This is a genomic window from Brevibacterium sp. NPDC049920 (genome assembly GCF_040656435.1).
GTDB classification, from domain to species: Bacteria; Actinomycetota; Actinomycetes; order Actinomycetales; family Brevibacteriaceae; genus Brevibacterium; species Brevibacterium pityocampae.
This window is the reverse complement of record NZ_JBFAMF010000014.1, coordinates 44,356-68,576: the sequence shown is the minus strand read 5'-3', so window position 1 is coordinate 68,576 and position 24,221 is coordinate 44,356. Positions and strand designations below refer to the sequence as shown.

The window sequence follows — 24,221 nt, the reverse complement described above, 5'->3', positions numbered from 1 at the left end:
CCCCGGAAGCGTTGAGCATCTTGACGAGCTCCGCGTACCCGGGATAGCCGAGCGAGCCGACGTGGTCGATGAAGATCCGCACCGGATCTCGAGCACGAACGGCAGGTCGACGGCGTTCCGGCCGGAACAGGAGCGCCGGACGCGGTGCCGGAGCGGACGGGCGGGCCCCGGGAGCGGGCGGGGACGTAGGATGAGAGGATCACGGCGCGCTCCCAGCAGGGACCCGGCGCCGCATCTGCGAGAGAACGACGGCCTGTGGAATCCTTCATCATCTTCCCCTTCGACGCGCGGTGGCCCACGTGGGTCCTCGTGACGCTCGTCGCGATCGATGCGGTCATCCGGATCGTCGCGCTCGGCTGGGTGCCCTACCGCCGCAAGCCCTCGGTGGCGCTCGGCTGGCTGCTCGCGATCTTCTTCATCCCCTACGTCGGCATCCTCGCGTTCCTCATGTTCGGCTCCGCGAAGCTGCCGCACAGCCGCCGTGCCCAGCAGCGCGAGGTCAACGAGCTCATCCGCAGCCGCACCGACGAGGAGGCGATCCTCGGCCGGGAGGACCACCTGAGCGAGGCGCTCGTCACCTCCGCGCAGCTCAACTACCGGCTCGGTGCCCTGCCGATGACCCACGGCAACGACTTCACCCTCGAGCCGGACAACCACCAGTGCATGCTCGACATGGCCGCCGAGGTGGACCGGGCCACCGACTACGTCCACTTCGAGTTCTACATCGTCGCCATCGACGAGGCGACCCGCCCCCTCCTCGACGCGCTGCTCGCCGCCCACGCCCGCGGGGTCAAGGTGCGGATCCTCATCGACCACGTCGGCTCGCTCGGCTATCCCGGGTACGCGGAGCTCGTCAAGATGCTCAACGCTTCCGGGGTGAGCTGGCGCCGGTGCCTGCCGGTCCGCCCGTGGAAGCTCGAGTACCAGCGGCCCGACCTCCGCAACCACCGCAAGATCCTCGTCGTCGACGGCACCGTGGCCTACACCGGCTCGCAGAACGTCATCCACCGCACGTACAACAAGCGCAAGAACCTCAAGAAGGGCTTCGAGTGGAAGGACCTGTCGGTGCGGTGCACCGGCCCGGTCGTCGCCGAGCTCAACGCGGTGTTCGCCTCCGACTGGTACTCCGAGACCGGAGTCATGCTCACCGAGGAGTTCGACTCCGAGGTCGAATCGCCCTACGACGGCGGGATCATGGCGCAGGTGGTACCGAGCGGACCGGGGTTCGAGCTCGAGAACAACCTCCGCCTGTTCAACCACCTGATCTACAACGCCAACCACACCGTGGTGGTGTGCTCGCCGTACTTCGTCCCGGACGAGTCGCTCATGCACGCGCTCGTCACCGAATCGCTGTCCGGCGTGGACGTGCGGCTCTACGTCGGCGCGACGAGCGACCACGCGATCGCGCAGAAGGCCCAGGAGTCGTACTACGACGAGCTCGTCGACGCCGGGGTGCGGATCTTCCAGTACCACGCACCCACGGTGCTCCACTCGAAGTTCCTCCTCATCGACGACGAGGTCACGCTCATCGGCTCCTCGAACATGGACGAGCGGTCCTTCGCGATGAACATGGAGGTCACCCTGTTCATCGTCGATGAGGACTTCACCGACCGGATGTACCGCCTCGAGGTCGACGACTATCGTGCGAACTCCGTGGAACTCGACGTGGAGGCCTGGCGTCAGCGCTCGCTCGGCCGGAAGTACCTCGAGAGCCTGTGCCGGCTCACGAGCTCCCTGCTCTAGCACCGTCGGTCTGCCGAGAACGCACGAGGCCCCGCACACCTTCTGGTGCACGGGGCCTCGTGTTGCTCGCCGAGCAGTGCGGAGAGCGCTGGGCGCTCAGCGGGCTCAGAGCGCTGCGCAGCGTCAGATGCGCGGGTCTCTCAGTTCGAGGCGCCGGTGGTCGGACCCTCGGCCTCGAGCGGGGTCGAGGGGTCCGAGATCGAGTCGTCGAGGATGACGGCGTCGGACGAGGTGCCCGCGGTCTTGCCGGAGGCGCTCGCCTTGCCGGCGCCGCCGGACGTGCCGGTGGCCTTCGACGAGGGCTCGGTGACGGATCCGCCCGCGGCGGCCTTCGACCCGGCCTCGACGCCGGTGTCCTGCTGGGCCTGCGCGGACGGGTCGGCGACGCTGCCGGCGGCCGGCGTGGCGGCGGCGGCCTTCGCCTCGGCGTCCTTCTTCGCGTCGAGGTCGTCTGCGCCGGCAGCGGCGCTCTTCTCCGCCTTCTTCTGCTCGCGGTTGGTCTTGACGTCGTCGACCTTGTGCTGCACCGCACCGACGGCGGATCCGGCGGCGGACTGCACCTTGCCGGCCACCTCGGGAGCCTTCTCCTTGACGCGGTCGGCGACGATCGGCGCCTGCTCCTTGACGGTGTCGGTCGCCTTGGTCACCGAGTCCTGGACGCGGGGGTCCTGCCACCACTCCTCGACCTGGGCCTTGAGCTTCTCGTAGCTCTGGCGGCCGGCGCGCGAACCGAGCACGAACCCGACTCCGACGCCGGCGAGAAGAATGAGTCGCTTCTTCATGGTCCCTCCCTGGGGTCAGCGCCCTGATCGGCGCATGGTTATCACGGCAAGCATCCTTGCTCCGCGCGATCGTGCGCGAGAGCGCCTGCCGGTTCGGTGCCAGTCTATACCGGCAGGGAGTTCTCGTCCCCGTCGGTGGCTCCGCGGGATTCCCGCAGTGCCCGGCCCTTGCGCTGGAAGCGGGCCTGCACCTGGGCGTCGTCGATGATCTTCTTCGTCGACCGCGGCGGGAGCTGGATGGTGTCCTCGGCGAGGACCCCGGCCTGGAGCTGCCGGGCGCGCTCGATCTCCGAGTCGAACTCCGCGCCGAACAGCAGCGCCATGTTCGTCAGCCACAGCCAGAACAGGAAGATCAGCACCCCGGCGAACGCCCCGTAGGTCGAGTCGAAGCCGCCGAGCACCACGGCGTAGAGGTAGAGGCCGGCGGTGAGGACCGCCCAGGCGAACAGTGCGACGAGCGCGCCGATCGTCGAGAGCACGAACTTCGCGCGGCGCACGTTGCTCGTCCCGGCATAGAGGAGGGTGATGAGGAGGAGGGTGAGGATCGCGGCGAGCGGGAACCGGCCCCACGCCCAGATCGTGGTGAGGGTCTCGTCGAGGCCGAACGGGGCGACGATCGTGGACGAGCCGAGCAGGCACAGGAGGATCGCGACGACGAGCGTGATCGCGACGATCGTCACGAGGTAGGTCTGGAGGAACCGGACCCAGCTCGAACGGCCCTCGGCCATCCCGTAGACGTCGTTGATCGCGGCGCCGAAGGCGCGCACGAACTTGCTCGCCGACCACAGCGAGGCGAGGATGCCGAGCCCGAACGCGGCCCCGCCGCCGGGGGACTCCGCGAGGTCGAGGAGCGGCTGCTCGAGCTGCTGGAGGCTGCCCTCGCCGGACACCTGGGACAGCCAGTCCATCACCGCGGTCACCGTCTGCTGGCCCTGGCCGAACACGTTGAGGATCGAGAGCACGGCGACGATCGCCGGGAGCAGCGCGAGCATGAAGTAGAAGGAGAGCGTGGCGGCGGTGTTCTGCCGCCGGTTGTGCTTGAACTGGTGGACCGTGCGGGCCCACGCGTACTTCCACGAGGCCTTGGTCAGGGTGTGCGGCGATGACTCGGCGGTGCTGCCGGTGTGCCGCCGGGCGGCCTCGGCGCGCTGGTGCCCGGACGCGCTGCGGTCCGGCCGTGTGCTGCCGGCGGCGTCCGGACGGGGGTCCTGGCGGGGGTCCTGCTTCGACTGGGTGCTCACAGGGAAAGTCTAGGCGACTTCACCGGATCGGATCACCGTCCGGCCCCGGATCCGCGCTCTAGGATGGGACAGGTTCCGACAAGGCACGTTCCTCACGAAGGGTGGTCCCTCCCCGTGCGCATCCCCCGCATCCTCGCACTCGTCCTCGCCGGCGGAAAGGGCAGTCGGCTCGAGAGCCTGACGCAGGAGCAGCCCAAGCCCACGCTGCCGATCGGCGGCACCTACACGCTCATCGACATCGCGCTGAGCAACCTCGCGCACTCCCACATCCGGGACGTCTGGATGGTCGAGCAGTTCCAGCCGCACAAGCTCAACCTCTACATCGACAACGGGCGGCCGTGGGACCTCGACCGGACGCACGGCGGGCTCGTCGTCACCCCGCCGTTCGAGGGCGGCGAGGGGGAGGGCTTCGCGCAGGGCAACGCGGACTCCCTTGCCCGCCAGCTCGACGCGATGAAGGAGTTCGCGCCCGAGCACGTGCTCGTCCTCAGCGCCGACCACCTCTACAACCTCAACTTCCTCGACGTCTACGACACCCACCTGCAGCACGGGGCGGACCTCACCATGGTCACGACCCACCAGGACGGGGACGTGTCGCGCTACGGAGTGGTGGAGATCGGGCCGGAGCGCCGGATCACGAGCTTCGAGTACAAGCCGGAGGGCGCGGCGGACGCCTACGTCACCACGGAGATCTTCCTCTACCGGGCAGAGGCCCTGTTCGAGGCGCTCGAGGAGCTGCTCGAGAAGAACGGGCAGCTCTCCGACTACGGCGACGAGCTCATCCCGCACTTCCTCGCCGAGCGCACCGTGGTGTCCCACGACCTCGGCGGCTACTGGATGGACCTCGGCACGCTCCAGTCGTACTGGACGACGAACCTCCAGCTCATCGACGGCGAGGCGATCGACCTCCACCGCCCGGACTGGCCGCTGTGGTCCGCCCAGCCGCAGCGCCTCCCGGCGTTCCTCGGCGGGTCCGCGCAGGTGCACCGGGCCTTCATCAGCGCCGGGGCCGAGGTGCACGGCACCGTGGTCCACTCCGTCGTCGGCATCGACTGCCGGATCGAGGAGGGCGCCGAGGTGCGCGATTCGCTGCTCCTCGACGGCGTCGTGGTGGAGGCGGGGGTGCGGCTGCGCAACTGCATCGTCGCCCCCGGCGCACGCGTCACCGCCGGCCCGGACCGCGGCGGCGAGGGTGTGGTCACTCTCATCGGCCACGACGGCACGATCGACAAGCGCGTCCCCTTCGACGACGCCGCCCCGCTGCCGACGCTGAGCTGACGGGCTGACGGACAGACGTGGCCCGGCGCCGGGCTGGGCGCCGGGCCGATGCGGGTCCGACGCCATGGCGATCCGGCCGGGTGCCGAGACAGCGAAATCCCGCGGTTCCGTTCTCAGGAACCGCGGGATATCGCGTTCTGGTTGAGCCTCAGGGGTCGGGGCTCAGCCGGGGTGGATCACTTGCGGGCGTTGACCGCCTCGGTCGCCTGCGGGAGAACCTGGAACAGGTCGCCCACGACGCCGTAGTCGGCGAGCTCGAAGATCGGCGCCTCGTCGTCCTTGTTGATGGCGACGATGTTCTTCGAGGTCTGCATGCCGGCGCGGTGCTGGATCGCACCGGAGATGCCGGCCGCCACGTAGAGCTGCGGCGACACGGTCTTTCCGGTCTGCCCGACCTGGTTGGCGTGCGGGTACCAGCCGGCATCCACCGCGGCGCGGGACGCACCCACAGCGGCGCCGAGCGCATCGGCGAGCGCCTCGACCTGCGAGAAGTCGCCGGCGGTGCCGCGGCCGCCCGAGACCACGATCGCGGCCTCGTTGAGCTGCGGACGACCGGACTGCGGCTTCTCCTCGACGGAGACGACGCGGGCGGTCTTCGAGGCATCGCTCGGGGCGAAGTCGACGGTCTCGACCGCACCGGCACCGGCGGCGGCCTCCGGGGAGACCGAGTTCGGCTTGACGGCGACGATCGGAGTGCCCTTGGTGACACGTCCGGCGACGGTGTAGGAACCGGCGAACACCGACTGCGTGGCGACGAAGCCCTCGGCGATGTCGCTGGCATCGGTGATGATGCCGGAACCGGTGCGGACGGCCGCGCGGGCGGCGATCTCACGACCGTCGGCGGTGGCGGGCACGAGCACGCCGGCGGGCTGCCGGGTCTCGATGAGGTTCGCCAGGAGCTCGGCCTGCGGAGCCACGAGGAACTCCGAGTAGGCCGGATCCGAGGCGACGAGCACCTTCTCGGCGCCGTACTCGCCGAGGGTCGAGGCAGCTGCCTCGCCCTGGGCGGCGTCGCCGACGAACACGGCGGTGGGCTCGCCCAGGCGCTTGGCGAAGGTGAGCATCTCCAGGGTGGACTTGCGGACGTCGCCGTCCACGTGGTCTACGAGAACAAGAACTTCAGACATGGTGTGTGATCAATCCTTCAGTCAGGAGGAGTCTGTGCGATTCGGGTGCGGACCGGCGGATCAGACGAGCTTCTTCGACGCCAGCCACTCGACGAGCTGGTTGCCGCCCTCGCCCTCGTCGGTGACGATCTCACCGGCGGTGCGCGGCGGACGCTCGGTCAGCTCGACGACCTCGGTGGTGGCACCGGCGGCGCCGACCTCTCCGGCGTCGACGCCGAGCTCGGACAGCTCGTACTCCTCGAGCGGCTTCTTCTTCGCGGCCATGATGCCCTTGAAGGAGGGGTAGCGCGGCTCGTTGATCTGGTCGGTGACCGACACGAGGGCCGGGAGAGTGACCTCGATGTGCTGCGAGGCGGCATCGCCGTCGCGGCGGATCTTGGCGGTTCCGCCGGAGACCTCCAGGACGGAGGCCTGGGTCGCGGCGGGGCGGCCGAGCAGCTCGGCGACCTGCACCGGCACGACCGACATCTGGCCGTCGGTGGAGGCGAGGCCGGTGATGACGAGATCGACCGGGCCCTCCTCCTCCTCGACCTTCTTCACGGCAGCGGCGAGCACCTTCGCGGTGCCGAGGGCGCAGGAGGCCTCGAGCGCGTCGTCGACGACGTGGACGCCGGAGTCGGCGCCCATCTGCAGGGCCTTGCGCACGGCATCGACCGCGTCGTCGGGACCGACGGTGACGGCGATGACCTCGGCGTCGTCACCGTCCTCGGCGATCCTGAGGGCGGCCTCGACCGCGTACTCGTCGAGCTCCGAGAGGAGGCCGTCGACGGAGCGGTCGACGGTGTTGTCCGACTCGAACGAGCGGTCACCGGCGGCGTCCGGGACGTACTTGACAAAAGTGACAATCCGCATGGGGAGATTCATCCTTCCTGAAGAACCTGGTACCCGTTCGAACGCGAAGACGTGCACCTTCGAAAGGGATAGCTCTCTAACGTTATCAACTGGCGATGATGCCTTCATCATGGAGTCTGCCGATCTCAGCAGATCCCAAGCCGAGGCGTTCGGTGAGGACCGCCTCGGTCGCGGATCCGAAGACCGTCGGGGAATCCTCGGCGAGGTACTCCCCGTTGACCCGGATGGGCGAGGCGCCCACGAGCATGGTGCCGAGCGCCTCGGATTCCAGGGTGCGCAGCACGCCGGCTCCCGCCGGGACGTCCTGCGCGGCGGCGAGGGTGTCCTGCGCCACTTCACCGAGCGAGGCATACGGCGCCCAGAGCACTCCCGACCCCTCGAGGTCGGCGGTGATCTGTGCGGCCGTGCGCGCGGCGAACCACGGCTTGAGCAGTGCCTCGAGGGTCTCCCGGTACGTGTACCGGTTGGTCTCGAGGGCGAAGTCGGTGCCGAGGGCGGTCTCCAAGGCGCTGACCACCTCGGTCAGCCCGGTGACCTTGACGAGGTTGCCCCACTGGCGCTTGGTGATCGCGGTGATCATGACGTAGCGCCCGTCGGAGGTCGCGAAGTCCGAGCCGAATGATCCGAAGATGTGGTTGCCGTGCTTGGCGCGCTCACCGGCCGGCTGCAAGGTCTCGGTGTACCACCCGAGATTGGCGACCGCGGCCAGCGCGATGTCCTTGAGCGCGATCTCCTCGTAGAGGCCCTCGCCGGTGGACCGGCGGTGGAGAAGCCCGGTGAGCACGGCGGTCGCGGCGGCCTGACCGCACAGCAGGTCCCAGGCCGGGAGCGCGTGGTTGGCTGGGCCGTCGACCTCGGCGGAGCCGGTGATGAGCGGGATGCCGGCCTCGGCGTTGACGGTGTAGTCGACCCCCGGCCCGCCGTCGGCCGAACCCTGCACCTTGACGTGGATGAGGTCCGCCCGCTTGCCGCGGAGCACCTCATCGGACAGGAACGGGCGGCCGACGTTGTTCTCGACGAAGATTCCGGCGTCCTCGCCCGGAGAGGTGATGAGCGCCTGCGCGAGCTCCTGGCCGGCCTCGCTGCGCAGATCTATCGCGACCGAGCGCTTGCTCCGGTTGAGGGTGCCCCAGTAGATCGACCGGCCCTCCGGCGTGATCGGCCAGCGGTCGATGTCCGGGCCGCCCTTGATCGGGTCGATCTTGATGACCTCGGCCCCGAGCTGGGCGAGGCCCAGGCAGGAGGACGGTCCGGCGACGAAGGAGTCGTTCTCGAAGACGGTGATCCCGGCGAGCGGCTTGAGCGCCATCAGGCCTCGACCCGCTCGAACACGGCCGCGAGCCCCTGGCCGCCGCCGATGCACATGGTCTCGAGCCCGTAGCGGGCGCCGCGGCGGTCCATCTCGCGCACGAGGGTGGTGAGGATGCGCACGCCGGTGCAGCCCACCGGGTGACCCAGCGAGATCCCCGAGCCGTTGACGTTGGTGCGCTCGAAGTCGGCCTTGCCGAAGTCCCACTCGCGGGTGCAGGCGAGCGCCTGTGCGGCGAAGGCCTCGTTGAGCTCGATGAGGTCGATGTCCTTCATCGTCAGGCCGGCGCGGCCGAGCGCCTTCTCCACGGCCGGCACGGGGCCGATCCCCATCCGGTTCGGCTCGACCCCGGCCACGCCCCAGCTGACGAACCGGGCGAGCGGCTTGAGGCCGAGCGCCTCGGCCTTGGAGCGGGTGGTGACGATGGTCGCGGCGGCGCCGTCGTTCTGACCCGAGGCGTTGCCGGCGGTGACGGTCGCCTCGGAGTCCTGCTTGCCCATGATCGGCTTGAGCTTGGACAGCGACTCGAGGTTCGCCCCCGGGCGGATGTGCTCGTCGAGGGTGATCTGCTGCTCGGGCGTCTTGCGGGTGGCCGGGATGGTGATCGGCACGATCTCCTCGGCGAAGGTCCCGTTGTCGGTCGCGGCCGCGGCGCGGCGGTGCGACTCGACGGCGAGCTCGTCCTGCTCCTGGCGGGAGATCCCGTACTCGCGGCGCAGGTTCTCCGCGGTCTCGATCATGCCGCCGGGCACCGGGTAGTGGGTGCCGCCGGCGGTGAGGCGCCCGCGCACCAGGCTGTCCTTGAGCTCGATGTTGCCGCCGCGCACGCCCCAGCGGATGTTCTCGTTGAAGAACGCGGCGCGGCTCATGGTCTCCGCGCCGCCGGAGATGACGACCTCGGCGCCGCCGGTGGCGATCGCGGACACGCCGTCGATGACGGCCTGCAGGGCCGAGCCGCAGCGGCGGTCGACCTGGCGGCCGGGAACGGTGGTGGGCAGGCCGGCGTTGAGCGCGACGACGCGGCCGAGCGCCGGGGCCTCCATCTGCGGGTAGCACTGCCCGAAGATCACGTCGTCGATGACGTCCGGGGCGATGCCGGTGCGCTCGATGAGGGCCTTGACGACCTGGGTGCCGAGCTCCTCGGGAGCGATGTCCTTGAACTGGCCGCCGTAGGCGCCGACGGGGGAGCGCAGGGGTTCGCAGATGACGATGTCTTCAGACATGGGTGCCCTCCTGGAGGCGATGGGTGACGGGAGTCGTGACCGTATGGGTCCACTGTGTCACGGGTCATCTATACCTGTCCAGGGGGTATTCACGTTGGATTAATACTTTTTCGACAGGTAATCGGGCCCCGGGGTGGGCCCCCGGCAGGGCCTTCGGGTGGGCTCCGGTGTGCGGGCGAGGTGTCCGGTGTGCGGGCAGGGCGTTCGCGGGGAGGGGTTCAGGTGCCTTCCTCTCCACGTGCCTCCGCGGAGCCGTTCATGCGTCCTCGACGAGTGCCCGGTAGTGCGGGCACATGCCGGGGACGTAGTCGGGTTCGAAGTCGATCTCCGCGGGGTCCTCGGCGTCGGTGATCACCGCGGCGAGCCGGTCGAGGTAGAACTCCCAGCCCGGGCCGCTGAATTCCGCGGTCGCGGGATCGTCGAGGTGGTGCAGGAGGGTGACGCGACTTCCGTCGGGTGCTGCCGAGACCTCGGCGGAGAGGCGCCACGGCTGCCCGGCCCCGGCGTCGACGGTCACACCGAGCCGGTGCGGGGGCTCGCAGGCGGTGATGCGCGCGGTCTGCTCCGGGGCACCGTCCTCCGCGTTGAGTCGGATGGCGATCGTGCCGGAGGCCGGGTCCCCGGACCACGGGCCGATCCAGGCCGCGGTGCGGCTCGACTCGGTGAGCGCGGCCCAGAGATCGGCGGGTTCGACGGCGAACTCGCGGCTGATCTCGAGCGTGAGCGGGTGGTGCGCGGACAGGCGTCCGGTCGGTGTCCGTCCGGTGGGTGTCGCGGTCATGGCTCTCCTCGGCGGGCGGGTCGCGGGGGCGGTGCGGTGGTGCGCTGCGGTGGGGTGGTACTGCAGTGCTGCTGGGCTGGGGTGCTGCGGTGCTGGGGTGCTGCGGTGCGCCGTGATGCGGTGCTGCGCTGCACGGCCCCGGGATCCCATCGTACGGCGGCGGTCCGGCCGGGACCAGGGTCGCCGAGCGGGACCACGGTCGCCGGCTGGGTTCCCGGGTCGTTCCAGTGCGGATACCGGCGGGTAAGCGCACTGAAGTGGCTGCGGAGATACAGGACCGCACTGGAGTGGCTGGGGTGATGCTGGACCGCACTGGATTGGCTGGGCGAGGCCGGCACCGCACTGAAATGACTGCGGAGGGCTCCTGGGGATGACCTCGGTCTCGCCCACCCGCCGCGGGTGCCGTCGAGCTGTCACTTCTGCGCGACCCCGGCATCGACCTGCCATCTGTGCTCGAGGATCCATGGGTGCTTCGAGCGGGAGCGACAGCTCGACGGGAGGATCGAACAGAAGTGGCAGGTCGATGCGAGAGCAGGTGCTGCGGACCCTCAGCCCATGGACCCGCCCCCTCAGCCCACGGTGGGGAGGGCGAGTTCGGCGGCGGCAAGCACCTCGCGCAGGGCGGGGTTGTCGTCGTCCTCGCGGTGGGCGAGGTAGACCTTGATCGGGTCGTGGTCGACGGTGAGCGGGATCGTCACCATGTTCGGGTCGTTGAAGCTCGCGACCACCGAATCGTAGGTGATGGTGATGCCCATCCCCGCGGACACGAGCGCGATGACGATCCACGAGTCCGGGGCCTCCTGGATGACGTTCGGGGTGAAGCCGGCCCGGAAGCACCAGTGGTCGATGAGGTCGCGCATGTTCGCCCCGGACTCCGCCGGCAGCAGGATGAGATCCTCGTCGGCGAGCTCGGCGATGTCCATCGAGGAGCGGCCGACGAAGCGGTGCTCGGTGTGCACGGCGACCACGGGGCGCTCCATCATCACCGGCCGGCCGGAGATCCGCGGCGGCTTGGCCTGCCAGCGGACGAGCGCGAGATCGAGCGAGCCGTCGATGACGCGGGTGAGCGCCTCGTTGGCGAAGGTCGTCGATTCGAGGTCGAGGGTGATCCCGGGTTTGCGCTGCCGGGAGGCGTAGGCGAGCTTGGCGACGAGCTTGTTCGAGGAGGCGCCGGCGAACCCGAAGCGCACATGGCCGATGTCCCCGAGGGTGGCGAGCTTGATCGATTCGCGCGCGGTGCGGGTGCTGTCGAGCACGGCGCGGGCGGGCTCGACGAGCGCGGCGCCGGCCGGGGACAGGCTCACCGAGCGGGTGGTGCGGCGGAACAGGTCGGTGCCGAGCTCGCGCTCGAGCTGCCGGATGGTGCGGCTCAGCGGCGGCTGCGCCATGCCGAGCTTGTCTGCGGCGCGACCGAAGTGGAGCTCCTCGGCGACGGCGAGGAACGCGCGGATCTGGTGTATTTCCATGCCCACATTATTGCACGTCGCGTAAAGAATGGGGGTGGTATTCGTGCGCCAGATGACTTAATGTGGAACGAGCCGCTCCTCGCACCGCGCTCGTCCACTGCCAGTATCGCGGATCCACCAGTGAAAGCGAACATGAACACAGACAAAGTCGTCGACCTCGCCGAGGCGATCGCCGCGCACGTCCACTCCGGTGACACCGTCGCGCTCGAGGGTTTCTCCCACCTCATCCCGTTCGCCGCCGGCCACGAGATCATCCGCCAGGGCATCACCGACCTGACGTTCTGCCGCATGACCCCGGACCTCATCTGCGACATGATGCTCGCCGCGGGCTGCGTGTCGAAGCTCGTGTGCTCCTTCTTCGCCTCCGGATCCGCCGGCAGCCTCTACGAGGTGCGCCGCCGCCTCGAGCACCACGACCCGGAGCCGCTCGAGGTCGAGGAGTACAGCCACCACGCGATGGTGCTGCGCTACCATGCCGGCGCGGCCCGCCTGCCCTTCATGCCGATCCGCTCCTTCGCCGGCTCCGACATCCCGTCGATCAACCCGAACATCAAGCTCGTCGCCGACCCCTACACCGGGGGCACCACCTACGTCGTGCCCCCGCTCAACCCCGACGTCACGATCATCCACGCGCAGCGTGCCGACACGAGGGGCAACGCCCAGATCTGGGGCATCACCGGGGTCCAGCAGGAGGCCGTCTACGCCGCGGAGCGGGCGATCGTCGTCGTCGAGGAGATCGTCGCGCCCGAGGTCATCCGCGCCGACCCCAACCGCACCCTGATCCCGGCCCACGCGGTCGACGCCGTATGCGTCGTCCCGCAGGGAGCGCACCCGTCCTACGTGCAGGGATCCTACGACCGCGACTGCGCCTTCTACCGCGAGTGGACACCGATCAGCAAGGATCCGCAGCGTCTGCAGGAATGGCTCGACGACCACGTGCGGAACACCGCCGACCACGCCGAGTACCTCGATGTGCTCGGACGCGACCGGATGGCCGGCCTCGCCGTCGGATCCCGGCCCTCGGGCTCGGTCGACTACGGCCGCCGTCTGCTCGGCACCGAGCTCGCCGCCGCCGAGGCCGGAGAGCACGCAGCGGCCCGCACCTCGGACGCGGATGGGCAGGGGGCGGGCGGCCAGGGCGCGCGCACCTCGGGACCGGCCACCACGACCACCGACGGAGAGCAGGCATGAGCACCGCACCGGACTACACCCAGACCGAGCTCATCGTGTGCGCCGCCGCGCAGATGCTCGCCGGCAAGCGCACCGTGTTCGCCGGGATCGGACTGCCCACGCTCGCCGTCGACCTCGCGCACCGCACCATCAACCCCGACATCGAGCTCATCTACGAGTCCGGTGTGTCCGGCGCCCACCCGGAGGCCATGGCCGAGGGGATCGCGGACTCCGTCGTCGTGTCCGGGGCCGAGGCGGTCGTGAACATGCAGGCGCTGTTCGGCTACGTGCTCCAGGGCGGGAACGTCGACGTCGGCTTCCTCGGCGCGGCGCAGATCGACCGGCACGGCTCGCTCAACACCACGGTGATCGGCGACTGGGACCGGCCGAAGGTGCGGCTGCCCGGATCCGGTGGGGCGACGGACATCATGGCCAACGCCGGGGAGATCTTCGTCATCGTCCGCCGCCACGACCTCTCCGCCTTCCCGGAGGCGGTCGACTTCGTCACCTCCCCCTCGCCGGTCCGCGCCCGCGAGGCCGCCGTGGGCATCCAGCCGGCCGGCCACGGCGTGAGCGTCGTCATCACGCCGCTCGGCGTGCTCCAGCGCACCGACAAGTACGGCGAGCTCGAGCTCACCCATGTGCACCCCGGCGTCACCGTCGAGCAGGTGCGGGAGAATACGGGCTGGGACCTCGCCGTCGCCCCCACCGTGGAGACGACCGCGGAGCCCACCATCGAGGAGGTGCGCCTGCTGCGCAACGAGATCGACACCGTCAGGCTCTACCTGCGCTGACGCGCACGACCGACCCGGCCGCCACCGGCCGCCAGACCGATCGCCCGCCGTCACCACCGGCGGGCGGCAACAGGAGGAGACACGTGGACACCACGGCTCAGGACAGCAAGGCGCAGGACCTGCGCGAGCGCTTCTCGCGCACCGGCAACGGCCCCCTCTCCGGCATCATCGTCGCCGATTTCGGCCGTGTGCTCGCCGGCCCCTACGCGACGATGCTGCTCGCCGACCTCGGCGCGACGGTGATCAAGGTCGAGAGCCCCGGCGGCGACGACACCCGGCTGTGGAAGCCGCCGGTGCGCGAGGACGACGCGACCTACTATTTGTCGGTCAACCGGAACAAGACCGACGTCGTGCTCGACTTCCGCAAGGAGGAGGACCTCGCGCTCGCCCGTGAGCTCGCCCGGCGCGCCGATGTCATCGTCGAGAACTTCAAGCCCGGCGGGCTGGAGAAGTTCGGGCTCGACCACGCGACCGTCGCACGGACCAACCCGGACGTCATCTACTCCTCCGTCACCGGCTTCGGGCCGAACAACCCGCAGCCCGGCTACGACCTGCTCGTCCAGGGCCTGTCCGGATTCATGAGCCTGACCGGCGACGCCGACAGTCCCCCCTACCGCGGCGGCGTGGCGGTGTTCGACGTCATCACCGGCCTCCACACGACGATCGGCATCCTCGCCGCCCTCCAGCACCGCAACCGCACCGGGGAGGGGCAGAAGGTCGACACCAACCTCCTGTCCTCGGCGCTGTCCGGCCTCGTCAACCAGACCTCCGCCTACGTGGCCGGTGGCGTCGTGCCGCACCGCATGGGCAACGAGCACCCGAGCCTCTACCCCTACCAGCCGATGCCCACGCAGGAGGGCGACCTCATCGTCGCCTGCGGCAACGACCGCCAGTTCGCGGTGCTCGCGAACGCCGTCGAGCGCCCCGAGTGGCTCACCGACGAGCGCTTCGCGACCGCCTTCCCGCGCAACAGCAACCGCAAGGCGCTCGAGCCGCTGCTCATCGAGGCGCTGTCCCACCGCACCGCGCAGGAGTGGTACGAGCTGCTCACCGCCGCCGGCCTGCCGTGCGCCCCGATCAACTCGATCGAGCAGGGCGTGCAGCTCGCCGAGCGGATCGGCCTCGAGCCCGTCGTCGAGGTGACCACCGGGGACCGTACGATCCCCACCGTGCGCAACCCGATCTCGCTGTCGAAGTCCCCGGTCGTCTACGACCTCGCCCCGCCCGCGCTCGGGCAGGACACCGAGCTCGTGCGCGCCTGGCTGAACGAGGACTACACCCGCCCCGACGAGGCCGCACCGCAGCGACCCGCCGAGGCCTGAAGGGCGTGACCGACGCCGCAGGACCGCACCCGGTCCCGGAACGCGACCCCGCCCAGGGGCGCGGACCGGGACCGGAGCGCGTGCCGGAGAAGCAGGAGAAGCCGGAGAAGCAGGCCGAGCCCGGCCGGCTCGCCTACCTCGCGATGCTCGGCACCACCACGGTCGGTGCGCTGTCGGGCAACGTCATCAACGCCCCCCTCCACCGGATCCAGCAGGATTTCGGGGCGACCGACAGCCAGACGGTGCTCGCGGTGTCGGCCTTCACCGTGTCGATGGTGATCTTCGTGCCCTTCACCGGGTGGCTGTGCGATCGCTTCGGCACCGTGCGGATCGTGCTCGGAGGACTCGCGATCATGATCGTCGCGCAGGCCTTCGCCGCATTCTCGGTCAACCTCGAGATGCTCATCGTGCTCCGGGTGGTGCAGGGGATCGCGTGCTCGACCTTCCCGCCCGGTGTGCAGCGCGCCCTCGTCGCGCTGTGGCCGTCGAAGGGCCAGGCCGCGATGGCGGCGTGGGCCTCAGCGATCGGTGTCGGCCAAGCCGTCGGACCGCCGGTCGGCGGCGTGGTCTCGGAGATCTTCGGCTGGCGCGCCGTGTTCATCCTGCAGGCCTCCCTGTGCCTTCTCCTCGCCGTCGTCATCGTCGTCGCCGTGCCCAAGGTGCGCGGGCGGCAGGCGCCCATCCACGGCATCGGGATGGCGGTGCTGATGATCGCGATGGGGGCCTCGGTCCTCCTCGTCACCCTCGTCGGGCAGCGCGCGGACCCGCTCGCCGAGGCCGTCGTGGCGATCATCGCCTCGCTCGGCCTCGTCGTCTACGTCGTGCTCGCCGCGCGCTACCCGGAGACCCTGTTCGAGCCGCGCTCGCTCCTCGAGAAGCGCTACATCCGCGGCACCGTGTCGGCGGGCTCGACGATGTTCATCATGGGGGTGTGCCTGGTCAGCCTGCCGCTCTACCTGGGCGAGCGGCTGGGCCTGACACCGGGCCCGGTGGGCCTCGTGGTGTTCGCGATGGCCTTCGCGATGGCGGTGTCGGGCCGACTCACCTCGTGGCTGTCGGCGAAGCTCTCGATGCGCACCGTGATCGAGATGGGGCTCGGGGTCCTCATCTTCGCGCCGCTCGTGCTCGGCTGGTGGACCTCGCGCGAGTCCGACTCCGCCAGGGTCCAGGTGGCGGTCGTCATCGTGCTCCTCCTGCTCATCGGCGCCGGGCTCAATGCCGGGCAGAGCATCGCGGCGTACGCGATCTCGCGCTCGCTCGCGGCGAAGAACTCCATGGCCTTCGGGATCCACAACACCTCCCGCTTCATGGGGATGGCCACGGGATACGCCTGGGCCGCGCTGATCTACCCGCTCGGTGCGCCGGTGCTCCTGTACGCCGGCGCCTCTGTCGTCGCGCTCGTCGCGCTGCTCACCACGGTGATCGGCGGCCCCGCAGGGCAGGTCGAACCGGCGCGCGAACCCGTCTGAGCCGGGCGGCTCGGGGTGCCGGGACGCGGGTCGGCTGCGCCCTCCCCGCGGGGTGTCCGCGGCGACCCGTAGGCTGGAAGCATGGACGAGGCCGCGCACCCCCACCCCACCGCAGCACCACCCGTCACCGCAGCACCACCCGTCGAACCGGCACCGCCGACGGCCGTCGGTGAACCCGAGGTGCCCGGCGAGTCTGTCATGTCCGGCGCGGACACGATGTCCACCGATGACCCCGCGCCCGGTGACCCGGGAGCGGGTGCGGGGGAGTCGGCGGGCGCCTCGGTGACGGTGGACGACCCGCCCGGGGGAGGGCCCGGCGAGTCGGACTCGGCTCCCGCCGGCTCCCCGGAGGCGCTGCGGATCCTCTCCGAGGTCTTCGGCTACGACTCCTTCCGCGGCGACCAGGGTGCAATCATCGACCACGTCGCCGGCGGTGGGGACGCAGTCGTCCTCATGCCCACCGGCGGCGGCAAGTCGCTGTGCTACCAGATCCCCTCGCTGCTGCGCCCGGGCACCGGGATCGTCGTCTCCCCGCTCATCGCCCTCATGGCCGACCAGGTCGCCGCGCTCGAATCGCTCGGCATCCGGGCGGCGTTCCTCAACTCCTCGCTCGACCCCGACGAGGCGCGCGCCGTCGAGGCGGCGTTCGAGGCCGGCGAGCTCGACCTCCTCTACATGGCCCCGGAGCGGCTCGTCCTCGAACGCACCCGCGCCCTGCTCCGGCGCGGGCACGTGTCGCTGTTCGCCATCGACGAGGCCCACTGCGTCTCCCAATGGGGGCACGACTTCCGGCGCGACTACCTGGGGCTGTCCCTCCTCGCCGAGGAGTTCCCGCAGATCCCGAGGATCGCGCTCACCGCGACCGCCACCCGCGCCACCCACGAGGAGCTCACCGAGCGGCTCCGGATGGGCCGGGCCCGGCACTTCGTGTCGAGCTTCGACCGGCCGAACATCCAGTACCGGATCGTGCCCAAGGACCAGCCGCGCAAGCAGCTCATGGACTTCATCGCCGGTGAGCACTCCGGTCAGGCCGGGATCGTCTACTGCCTGTCGCGCAAGAGCGTCGACGCCGTCGCGCAGGCGCTCGACGCCCGCGGGATCCCGGCCCTGCCCTACCACGCGGGCATGGACGCCGCCGACCGCGCCCGGAACCAGGCCCGGTTCCTCCATGAGGACGGAATCGTCATGGTCGCGACGATCGCGTTCGGGATGGGCATCGACAAGCCCGACGTCCGGTTCGTCGCCCACCTCGACCTGCCGAAGTCGATCGAGGGCTACTACCAGGAGACCGGGCGCGCCGGTCGCGACGGCCTCGCCGCGACCGCCTGGATGGCCTATGGGCTCGGCGACGTCGTCAACCAGCGGCGGCTCATCGACTCCGGGGAGGGCTCGGCGGAGTTCCAGCGCAGCCAGCGCGCCCACCTCGACGCGATGCTCGCCCTGTGCGAGACCGTCGACTGCCGCCGCGTCCAGCTGCTGCGCTACTTCGGACAGGAGTCCGAGCCGTGCGGCAACTGCGACACCTGCCTGAACCCGCCGCGCACCTGGGACGCGAGGATCGCGGCGCAGAAGCTCCTGTCCGCGCTCATCCGGCTCGACCGCGAACGCGGCCAGCAGTTCGGCTCCGGCCAGGTCATCGACGTGCTGCTCGGCCGCGACAACCCGCGCTCCGCGCAGTCCCGGCACGAGGAGCTCAGCGTCTGGGGCGTGGGCGCGGAGCTGTCCGAGAAGCAGTGGCGGACCGTCATCCGGCAGCTCATGGCCGCCGACATCGTCGCCGCGGCCGGTGAGTACAACGTGCTGGTGCCCGGACCCCGCGCCACCGGGGTGCTCCGCGGGGAGGAGAACGTGCATCTGCGCGACGACCCGGAGCCGGCCCGGGCGTCCCGCCGCTCCCGCAGTGCGAGCGGTGCGGGAGGGGCCCGCGCCTCGGCGGCGGACGGGCTGGAGGGTGCGGACAGGGAGCTGTTCGAGGCGCTGCGCGACTGGCGCACGGAGACCGCGCGGGAGAAGAAGATCCCGCCCTACATGGTGTTCTCCGACGCCACGCTCGTCGGCATCGTCGAAGCCCGGCCGACCTCGATCGGTGCGCTCGGCACCGTGAGCGGGGTGGGCCTGAAGAAGCGTGCCGAGTACGGCGAGGCGATCCTCACCGTCGTCGCGGAGGCCGCCGCGGGGGAGTGATGCCGACCTCCGGGGCGGTGCGGGTCAGGGCAGCCGGACGGCGTCGAGGACGAGAGCGTTCTCGCCGCGGAAGGTGAAGTCGGAGAGCTCCTCGAACACCGTCAGGCGGGTGCTCGACCCGGGGTCGGTGAGGTCGACGAACTCGAGCTGCGGGACCGGGGAGCCGGCGTCGCGCTGCGCGACGGATTCCGCGTGGTGGACGATCACCGCCTCGGTGCCGTCGATCCAGGCGCCGTGAACGGTGTCCGGGGTGAAGTCGCCGTCGAGCATGCGGGCCGCCACCGGCTCCGGGCTGCCGTCGATCGCGTCGATCGGCACCTGCTCGAACGCTCCGGTCTGGTCGAGCCAGACGACCGCGCCGCCGGTCCCGCCTCCGACTGCTCCGCGCGGTTCGCCCCAGCCGAGGAACCCGTCGCCGGCGGAGTCGACCACGCGCTCCGTGACTGTGCCGTCGGCGGTGTCGATCGCGCGGAGTCGGATTCCGTGCTCCAGACCCTCGTCGGGGTGGACGCGCTCGGTGAGGATCATGCTCCCGTCGATGCAGGGGTGGTCCCCGGTGCGGCCCTCGAGGATCCCCGGTTCGATGGGCGCGTCGAGCTGCTCGGCCCTGCCCTCGCGGACTGTCCAGAGATGCCCGTCGTCATCACTGGAGTCCGACCCGGTGAGCACCGCTGTGGTGCCACCGCAGACGGCCGACGCCACCGGCCTGCCATCGATCTCGGCGCGGGTGGTGACCCCGGTGTCGCGGATCTCGACGACCTCGCTGCCCTTCCCTCCCGCACGGACGACCGTCGTCGAATCCTCCCGACCGAGCAGGTGGCCGCCCCCGCCGTCGCCGAAGCTCCCCAGCCGCTCGGTCACCGGGTCCGTCCCGTACCGGGTGATGATCCGGCCGCTGCGGAGCACTAGGCTCTCGCCCTGCACCTCGAGCTCGGCGTCGTCCCTGCCCAGATCGAAGCGGTCGAGCGAGCCGTCCGGCCGGACCGTGAGCAGGGAGTACTCGGATCCGCCTTCGGCGCTCTCCACCGCGGAGCCGATCAGCGCCGCCGTGTACAGCGACAGGTCGAGGTCCTCCGGGGCCCGGTCGCCGCCGAGCGCGCACCCGCCCAGCACGGCGGTGGACATCGCTGCGGTGGCCAGGGCGATCGTGCGGAGGAGAGACATGATGGCTCCACGCTAGCGGTTCCCGCGACCGGGGAGCGGAATCGGAGCACGAGAAGGGCCGCCCCACCCATCGGTGAGGCGGCCTTCGCGGTGGCCGTTGCCGGGTCCGGGCGGGGTCACACCCCGCCGATGAGGCCCTTGCCGCCGTCGAGCACGAGCACCTGACCGGTGATCCAGCTCGCCTCCTCGGACAGGAGGAAGGCCGCGGCGGCCGCGATGTCCTCCGGGGTGCCCAGGCGCTTCATCGGGTAGCCGGCGGCCACGCCCTCCTCGTCCTTCGCGTAGAGCGCCTCGGCGAACTTCGTCTTGACGACAGCCGGCGCCACGGCGTTGACGCGCACGTCCGGGCCGAGCTCCATCGCGAGCTGCTTGGTGATGTGGATGAGCATGGCCTTCGAGGAGCCGTAGAAGCCGATGTTCTCCGGCTGGCCGAGGCCGGCGACGGAGGCGACGTTGAGCACGCGGCCGCCGCGCTCGGCGAAGGACGCCCGGTAGACCTTCTGGGTCCACGACAGCGCGGACATGTCGTTGACCTCGAACACCTTGCGGGCCGCGCCGAGGTCGAGATCGATCATGGGTCCGTAGACCGGGTTGATGCCGGTGTTGTTGACGAGGATGTCGATGGGGCCGAAGGTCTCGGTGACCTTCGCGATGACCTCGTCCTGGTGCTCGGGCCGGTCGGCCTTGCCGGCGACGGCGAGCGCGTGCTCGGGGCCGCCGAGCGCCTCGACGGCGGTGTCGAGTGCCTCCTGGCCGCGGGCGGTGATGGCGACCTTGGCGCCCTCGTCGACGAGGCGCTGGGCGATGCCCAGGCCGATGCCGCGCGAGGCTCCGGTGACGATGGCGATGGTGTTCTCGAATCGACGGGTCATGACTCTCCTCTGTTCCCGGTGCGATGGGGGTGTCGTGGACCGGGCTCAGCCTTTGAACACGGTTCGAACGATTGTTTATTACCTTCACCCATGGGTGGCCCCCGCGTCAATCGGCGGGCGCGGACCCGCGGGGATCTCCGGCGCCCGGAGCCGGGGCGCGACCGGTCGAGGTGCCCGCTGCCGAGGTGCCCGCTGCCGAGGCGCCCGCTGCCGGGGTGCGGCCGGCCGGGGCGTCCGCAGTCGAGGTGCCGGCGGCCGGTGTGCCCGCCGACGGGGAGCCCGGCCCGGAGAGGTCGATGACCGAGCGGCTGCGGGACCGTGCGTGGGTGACCACCGCCGCCGCGGTCACCACCAGGCCGATGGCGGTGAGTCCGGCACCGGTGAGCGCCGGCGCGCGCAGTCCCAGGCCGGCATCGATGACGACGCCGCCGAGGAACGCCCCGATGGCGTTCGCGAGGTTGAAGGCCGCGTGATTCATGGCCGCGGCGAGGGAGGGGGCGTCGCGGGAGTCGCGGAGCAGCCGGACCTGGAGCGCGGTGGTGAAGATCGATCCGCAGATGCCGAGCAGCGCCACGCACGCGATCGCCGCCCAGACGAGGTGCGCGAGCGCGCCGAAGGCGAGGAGGACGATGCCGAGGCCGCCGATCCCGAGCAGCGCGGTGCGTTCGATCGAGCGGTCGACGAGCGGCCCGACGATGAGCGAGCCGGCGGTCATCCCGACGCCGAAGCACACGAGCACCCAGGGGACGCCCGCCGCGGGGATGCCGGTGAGATCCGTCATCGTCGGCGCGATGTAGGTGTAGACGGCGAACATCCCGCCGAAACCCACGGAGCCCGCGATGAGTGTGAGGATCACCTGCCGGCGCTTGAGGGTGCGGAGCTCTCCGCGCATCGACGGGGCGGCCGCGGGTGCGGTGGTGGGGACGAGGGCGAGGATCGCGAGCAGGGTGACGAGGCCGATCGCGGCCACGAGGGCGTAGGCGACGCGCCAGCCGAACGCTGCTCCGAGGGCAGCCGCGGCGGGGACGCCGACGATGTTCGACACGGTGAGCCCGAGCATCACCCGGGCCATTGCGGTGCCCCGGCGCTCCGGGCGCGCCAGCGACGCGGCGACGATCCCGGCGACACCGAGGAACGCGCCGTGCGGCAGGCCGGTGAGGAACCGCGATCCGAGCAGCGCGCCGAGGCTCGGCGCGAGCGTGGAACCGATGCTCCCGAGGACGAAGACGACCATGAGGCCGAGCAGCAGCCGCCGCCGGTCCACCTTCGCCCCGAGCACCGTGATGAGCGGCGCGCCGACGACCACGCCGAGCGCGTAGAGCGAGACCGCGTGGCCGGCTTCGGGCAGGCTCGCGTCGAAGCCGGCGGCGATCTGCGGGAGCAGACCCATGGTGGCGAACTCTGCGGTGCCGATGCCGAAGGCGCCGATCGCGAGCGCGAACACGGCGAGGCGGGCGGCCATGGATCCTCCTCCGGGGGCGACGCGCACATCGATCGACGCGCGCGGGTGGGGTGACGGGTGAAGTGCGCCGGTGATGCGCGGCAGCAGGACGCTTCGGGCTCGGGTTCTGGCTCGGATCCGGGGCCGGGCCGTGCGGATGACCGGCGGGTGGGGCCGAGTGGACCAACGGCCGACCGGCCGGGTCTATTCCCACTCCGGTGCGTTCGGTCGTGTCGTTGCGCTCGGTCGAGCCGGTGCGCTCAGTCCAAACAGGTCCCGCGGTCCCAGGAGGCGCGGCGCTTCCGCGCGGTCTGGCAGCGGGGGCACCAGTAGACGGCGCGGCCTGAGACGGTCGCGTCGCGCACCGGGGTGTCGCACAGGCGGCAGGGCAGCCCCTGCCGGTGGTAGACGTAGAAGGACTTCTCGCGCGGGACGACATCGGGGTCGTCGTCCCCGTTCTGCCGGGTGCCGCGCGAGCGCTCCCGGATGATCGGGTGGATGTCGCGGTGCTCGGGCTCGGTGGTGACGATCCGCCCGGTGCGCGCGCCGTAGCCGATGAGCGGCACGAGGTCGTCCCACAGGCCGCGCACGATCCCCGCGGTGAGCTCGGTGCCGGGCACGAACGGGTCCAGGCGGGCGCGGAACAGGAGCTCGGCGCGGTAGATGTTGCCGATCCCGGCGACCACGGCCTGGTTCATCAGCTGGGTGCCGATCGCCGTCCGCGACCGCCGCACCCGTTCGACGAACACGCGCGGGTCCGCATCGGCGCGCAGCGGGTCGGGTCCCAGGCGGTCGATGATCGCCTGCCGCTCGGCGGGTTCGAGCACGGCGCAGGCGGTCGGCCCGGTGAGGTCGGCGAGCCCGTGCGGGCCGACGACCCGCAGCCGGACGTTCTCTCCGGGCGCGAGGTGCCGCCACGAGTGCTGGTCCGCGGGGCCGGCGCCGGTGCCCGGGGTGCTCTCCTGCTCGCCGAGGCGCCTGCGCGGGGCGCCGATCGCGTGGACCCGGGAGAACTCCTGATCCCCCGCGAAGGTCCACGAGCCGTAGAGGCCCAGGTGGACGTGGACGTAGGACTCAGGCGTGCTGTCCTCGAGCGCCCGCTCCTCCGGGGCGAAGCCGAGGAACAGGTGCTTGCCCACGGCTTCCGCGCTCCCGAGGATCTGCCCGGTCAACCGGGCGGCGCCGGCGGCGAACCGGCCCTGCGGGCTCGACAGCGCGAGCCGGGCACCGCGGAAGCCGTCTTCGAACGCCGAGGCGAGGCGGTGGATCGTATGGCCCTCGGGCATCAGCGCGCCCCCGCCGTGCCGGTGGAGAGCAGCCGGGTCATGCGACCTCTTTGAAGAACCAGCAGCGGTCGCCCGGGATCGTCGCCGAGGAGGCGAGGAGCTCGTCCTCGATCCCACCGAAGGTGAAGGGCGGCTCGTCGCCGTTCTCGAGGACGACGAACCCGGCGCGGTGCACGAACCCGGCGAGCGCCTCGGGAGCGGCGCCGGTGAGGAGGGCGCGGGTGGGCAGGCCGGCCTGCCCGAGCACCTGCGGTGCGAGGCCGAGCAGCACGGTGGCGATGCCGCGGGAGCGGAACGCCGGTGCCGTGGCGAGTGCCCGGACGAAGAGCGCGGTGCCGTTGTCGTAGCTCACCGCGGTGAGGACGAGCGCGCCGGCGAGGGCGCCGGAGGAGTCGCGGACGACGAGCCCCGTGTCCTGCGGTTCGAGGGCGAAGCCGGTGGGCGCGGACGGCGGTTCGGCGGGGGTGGGTTCCGTCGGCTCGGCAGGCTCGGGGGTGGGTCCCGTCGGTGCCGGCGGTTCGGCAGATTCCGTCGGTTCGGCGGGTCTCGACCCCGCAGCACCGGTCGCCTCGCGGATGAGCGCGGCGGTCTCCTCGCGCCCCTCGTCGACGAGGAGGTCGAAGGAGAACCCGGCATCGACGAGGGTCTGCGCCCAGCGCACGTGCCGCTTCTTGACCGCATCGTTGTGCAGTCCGGGGTAGAGGATCGCCATGCCCG

The 24,221-nt window shown here is 71.0% G+C and carries 20 protein-coding genes; 7 read left to right on the top strand and 13 right to left on the bottom strand.

Translation table 11 applies throughout. The features are described 5' to 3' along the window. Positions 1–255 precede the first annotated feature (255 nt). A complete protein-coding gene (cls, locus tag AB0I45_RS12700) occupies positions 256–1,743 on the top strand; it encodes a cardiolipin synthase (protein WP_247618972.1) in 1,488 nt (495 codons plus the stop codon). A 140-nt stretch (positions 1,744–1,883) separates the two neighbouring features. Here the strand turns inward: cls and AB0I45_RS12695 are convergent, their stop codons facing one another. Next, the gene (locus tag AB0I45_RS12695; RefSeq protein WP_360318648.1) at positions 1,884–2,525 is read right to left on the bottom strand and encodes a hypothetical protein; all 642 of its coding nucleotides are present in this window, start codon (positions 2,523–2,525) and stop codon (positions 1,884–1,886) included. Between the two features lie 104 nt (positions 2,526–2,629). After that, a complete protein-coding gene (locus AB0I45_RS12690; RefSeq protein ID WP_360318645.1) occupies positions 2,630–3,766 on the bottom strand; it encodes a YihY/virulence factor BrkB family protein in 1,137 nt (378 codons plus the stop codon). A gap of 114 nt (positions 3,767–3,880) precedes the next feature. Here AB0I45_RS12690 and AB0I45_RS12685 point away from each other — a divergent pair, with 114 nt between their 5' ends. After that, the gene (locus AB0I45_RS12685; protein WP_360318642.1) at positions 3,881–5,044 is read left to right on the top strand and encodes a sugar phosphate nucleotidyltransferase; all 1,164 of its coding nucleotides are present in this window, start codon (positions 3,881–3,883) and stop codon (positions 5,042–5,044) included. Positions 5,045–5,220: 176 nt separating this feature from the next. Here AB0I45_RS12685 and AB0I45_RS12680 read toward each other — a convergent pair whose 3' ends face one another. The 6 genes from AB0I45_RS12680 to AB0I45_RS12655 form a co-directional block, all read right to left on the bottom strand. Continuing rightward, positions 5,221–6,171: an electron transfer flavoprotein subunit alpha/FixB family protein gene (locus AB0I45_RS12680; RefSeq protein ID WP_360318639.1), complete on the bottom strand. Its 951-nt coding sequence runs from the start codon at positions 6,169–6,171 to the stop codon at positions 5,221–5,223. A 60-nt stretch (positions 6,172–6,231) separates the two neighbouring features. Continuing rightward, positions 6,232–7,023, bottom strand: a complete 792-nt coding sequence (locus AB0I45_RS12675) for an electron transfer flavoprotein subunit beta/FixA family protein (RefSeq protein WP_360318636.1) — start codon at positions 7,021–7,023, stop codon at positions 6,232–6,234. Between the two features lie 85 nt (positions 7,024–7,108). Then, positions 7,109–8,332 carry a CoA transferase gene (locus AB0I45_RS12670; protein WP_137318700.1) on the bottom strand — a complete coding sequence of 408 codons (1,224 nt, stop codon included), beginning with the start codon at positions 8,330–8,332 and terminating at the stop codon, positions 7,109–7,111. Then, complete coding sequence (locus tag AB0I45_RS12665; protein WP_360318632.1) at positions 8,332–9,555, bottom strand: acetyl-CoA C-acetyltransferase; 1,224 nt, start codon at positions 9,553–9,555, stop codon at positions 8,332–8,334. The genes AB0I45_RS12670 and AB0I45_RS12665 overlap by 1 nt, the downstream gene beginning before the upstream one ends. A gap of 256 nt (positions 9,556–9,811) precedes the next feature. Further along, on the bottom strand, positions 9,812–10,336 hold the full coding sequence (locus AB0I45_RS12660; RefSeq protein WP_247618964.1) for an SRPBCC domain-containing protein: 525 nt from the start codon (positions 10,334–10,336) through the stop codon (positions 9,812–9,814). 569 nt (positions 10,337–10,905) lie between these two features. Then, positions 10,906–11,802, bottom strand: coding sequence for a LysR substrate-binding domain-containing protein (locus tag AB0I45_RS12655; protein WP_137318703.1), 897 nt, complete (start codon positions 11,800–11,802; stop codon positions 10,906–10,908). 132 nt (positions 11,803–11,934) lie between these two features. On the opposite strand from AB0I45_RS12655, the gene AB0I45_RS12650 reads away from it, so the two are divergent. The 5 genes from AB0I45_RS12650 (at position 11,935) to recQ (ending at position 18,741) form a co-directional block, all read left to right on the top strand. Then, positions 11,935–12,993 carry a CoA-transferase gene (locus AB0I45_RS12650; protein WP_360318628.1) on the top strand — a complete coding sequence of 353 codons (1,059 nt, stop codon included), beginning with the start codon at positions 11,935–11,937 and terminating at the stop codon, positions 12,991–12,993. Next, positions 12,990–13,766 (top strand): CoA-transferase, encoded by a 777-nt coding sequence (locus AB0I45_RS12645; RefSeq protein WP_360318625.1) that lies wholly within the window; start codon positions 12,990–12,992, stop codon positions 13,764–13,766. Before AB0I45_RS12650 ends, AB0I45_RS12645 begins: the two co-directional genes overlap by 4 nt. A gap of 83 nt (positions 13,767–13,849) precedes the next feature. Further along, a complete protein-coding gene (locus AB0I45_RS12640) occupies positions 13,850–15,088 on the top strand; it encodes a CoA transferase (RefSeq protein WP_360318622.1) in 1,239 nt (412 codons plus the stop codon). 5 nt (positions 15,089–15,093) lie between these two features. Beyond that, positions 15,094–16,557 carry an MFS transporter gene (locus tag AB0I45_RS12635; protein WP_247618960.1) on the top strand — a complete coding sequence of 488 codons (1,464 nt, stop codon included), beginning with the start codon at positions 15,094–15,096 and terminating at the stop codon, positions 16,555–16,557. Positions 16,558–16,773: 216 nt separating this feature from the next. Continuing rightward, entirely contained in the window at positions 16,774–18,741 is a 1,968-nt protein-coding gene (gene recQ, locus AB0I45_RS12630) for a DNA helicase RecQ (RefSeq protein ID WP_360318652.1), read from the top strand. 24 nt (positions 18,742–18,765) lie between these two features. On the opposite strand, the gene AB0I45_RS12625 is transcribed toward recQ, so the two are convergent. The 5 genes from AB0I45_RS12625 to AB0I45_RS12605 form a co-directional block, all read right to left on the bottom strand. After that, positions 18,766–19,905 carry a hypothetical protein gene (locus AB0I45_RS12625; protein ID WP_360318618.1) on the bottom strand — a complete coding sequence of 380 codons (1,140 nt, stop codon included), beginning with the start codon at positions 19,903–19,905 and terminating at the stop codon, positions 18,766–18,768. Between the two features lie 116 nt (positions 19,906–20,021). Continuing rightward, entirely contained in the window at positions 20,022–20,777 is a 756-nt protein-coding gene (locus AB0I45_RS12620; protein WP_360318615.1) for an SDR family oxidoreductase, read from the bottom strand. Positions 20,778–20,883: 106 nt separating this feature from the next. Beyond that, a complete protein-coding gene (locus AB0I45_RS12615) occupies positions 20,884–22,239 on the bottom strand; it encodes an MFS transporter (RefSeq protein WP_295689370.1) in 1,356 nt (451 codons plus the stop codon). A 239-nt stretch (positions 22,240–22,478) separates the two neighbouring features. After that, positions 22,479–23,504 (bottom strand): zinc finger domain-containing protein, encoded by a 1,026-nt coding sequence (locus AB0I45_RS12610; protein WP_360318611.1) that lies wholly within the window; start codon positions 23,502–23,504, stop codon positions 22,479–22,481. 37 nt (positions 23,505–23,541) lie between these two features. Further along, positions 23,542–24,216 carry a GNAT family N-acetyltransferase gene (locus tag AB0I45_RS12605; RefSeq protein ID WP_360318608.1) on the bottom strand — a complete coding sequence of 225 codons (675 nt, stop codon included), beginning with the start codon at positions 24,214–24,216 and terminating at the stop codon, positions 23,542–23,544. Between the last annotated feature and the right edge of the window lie 5 nt (positions 24,217–24,221).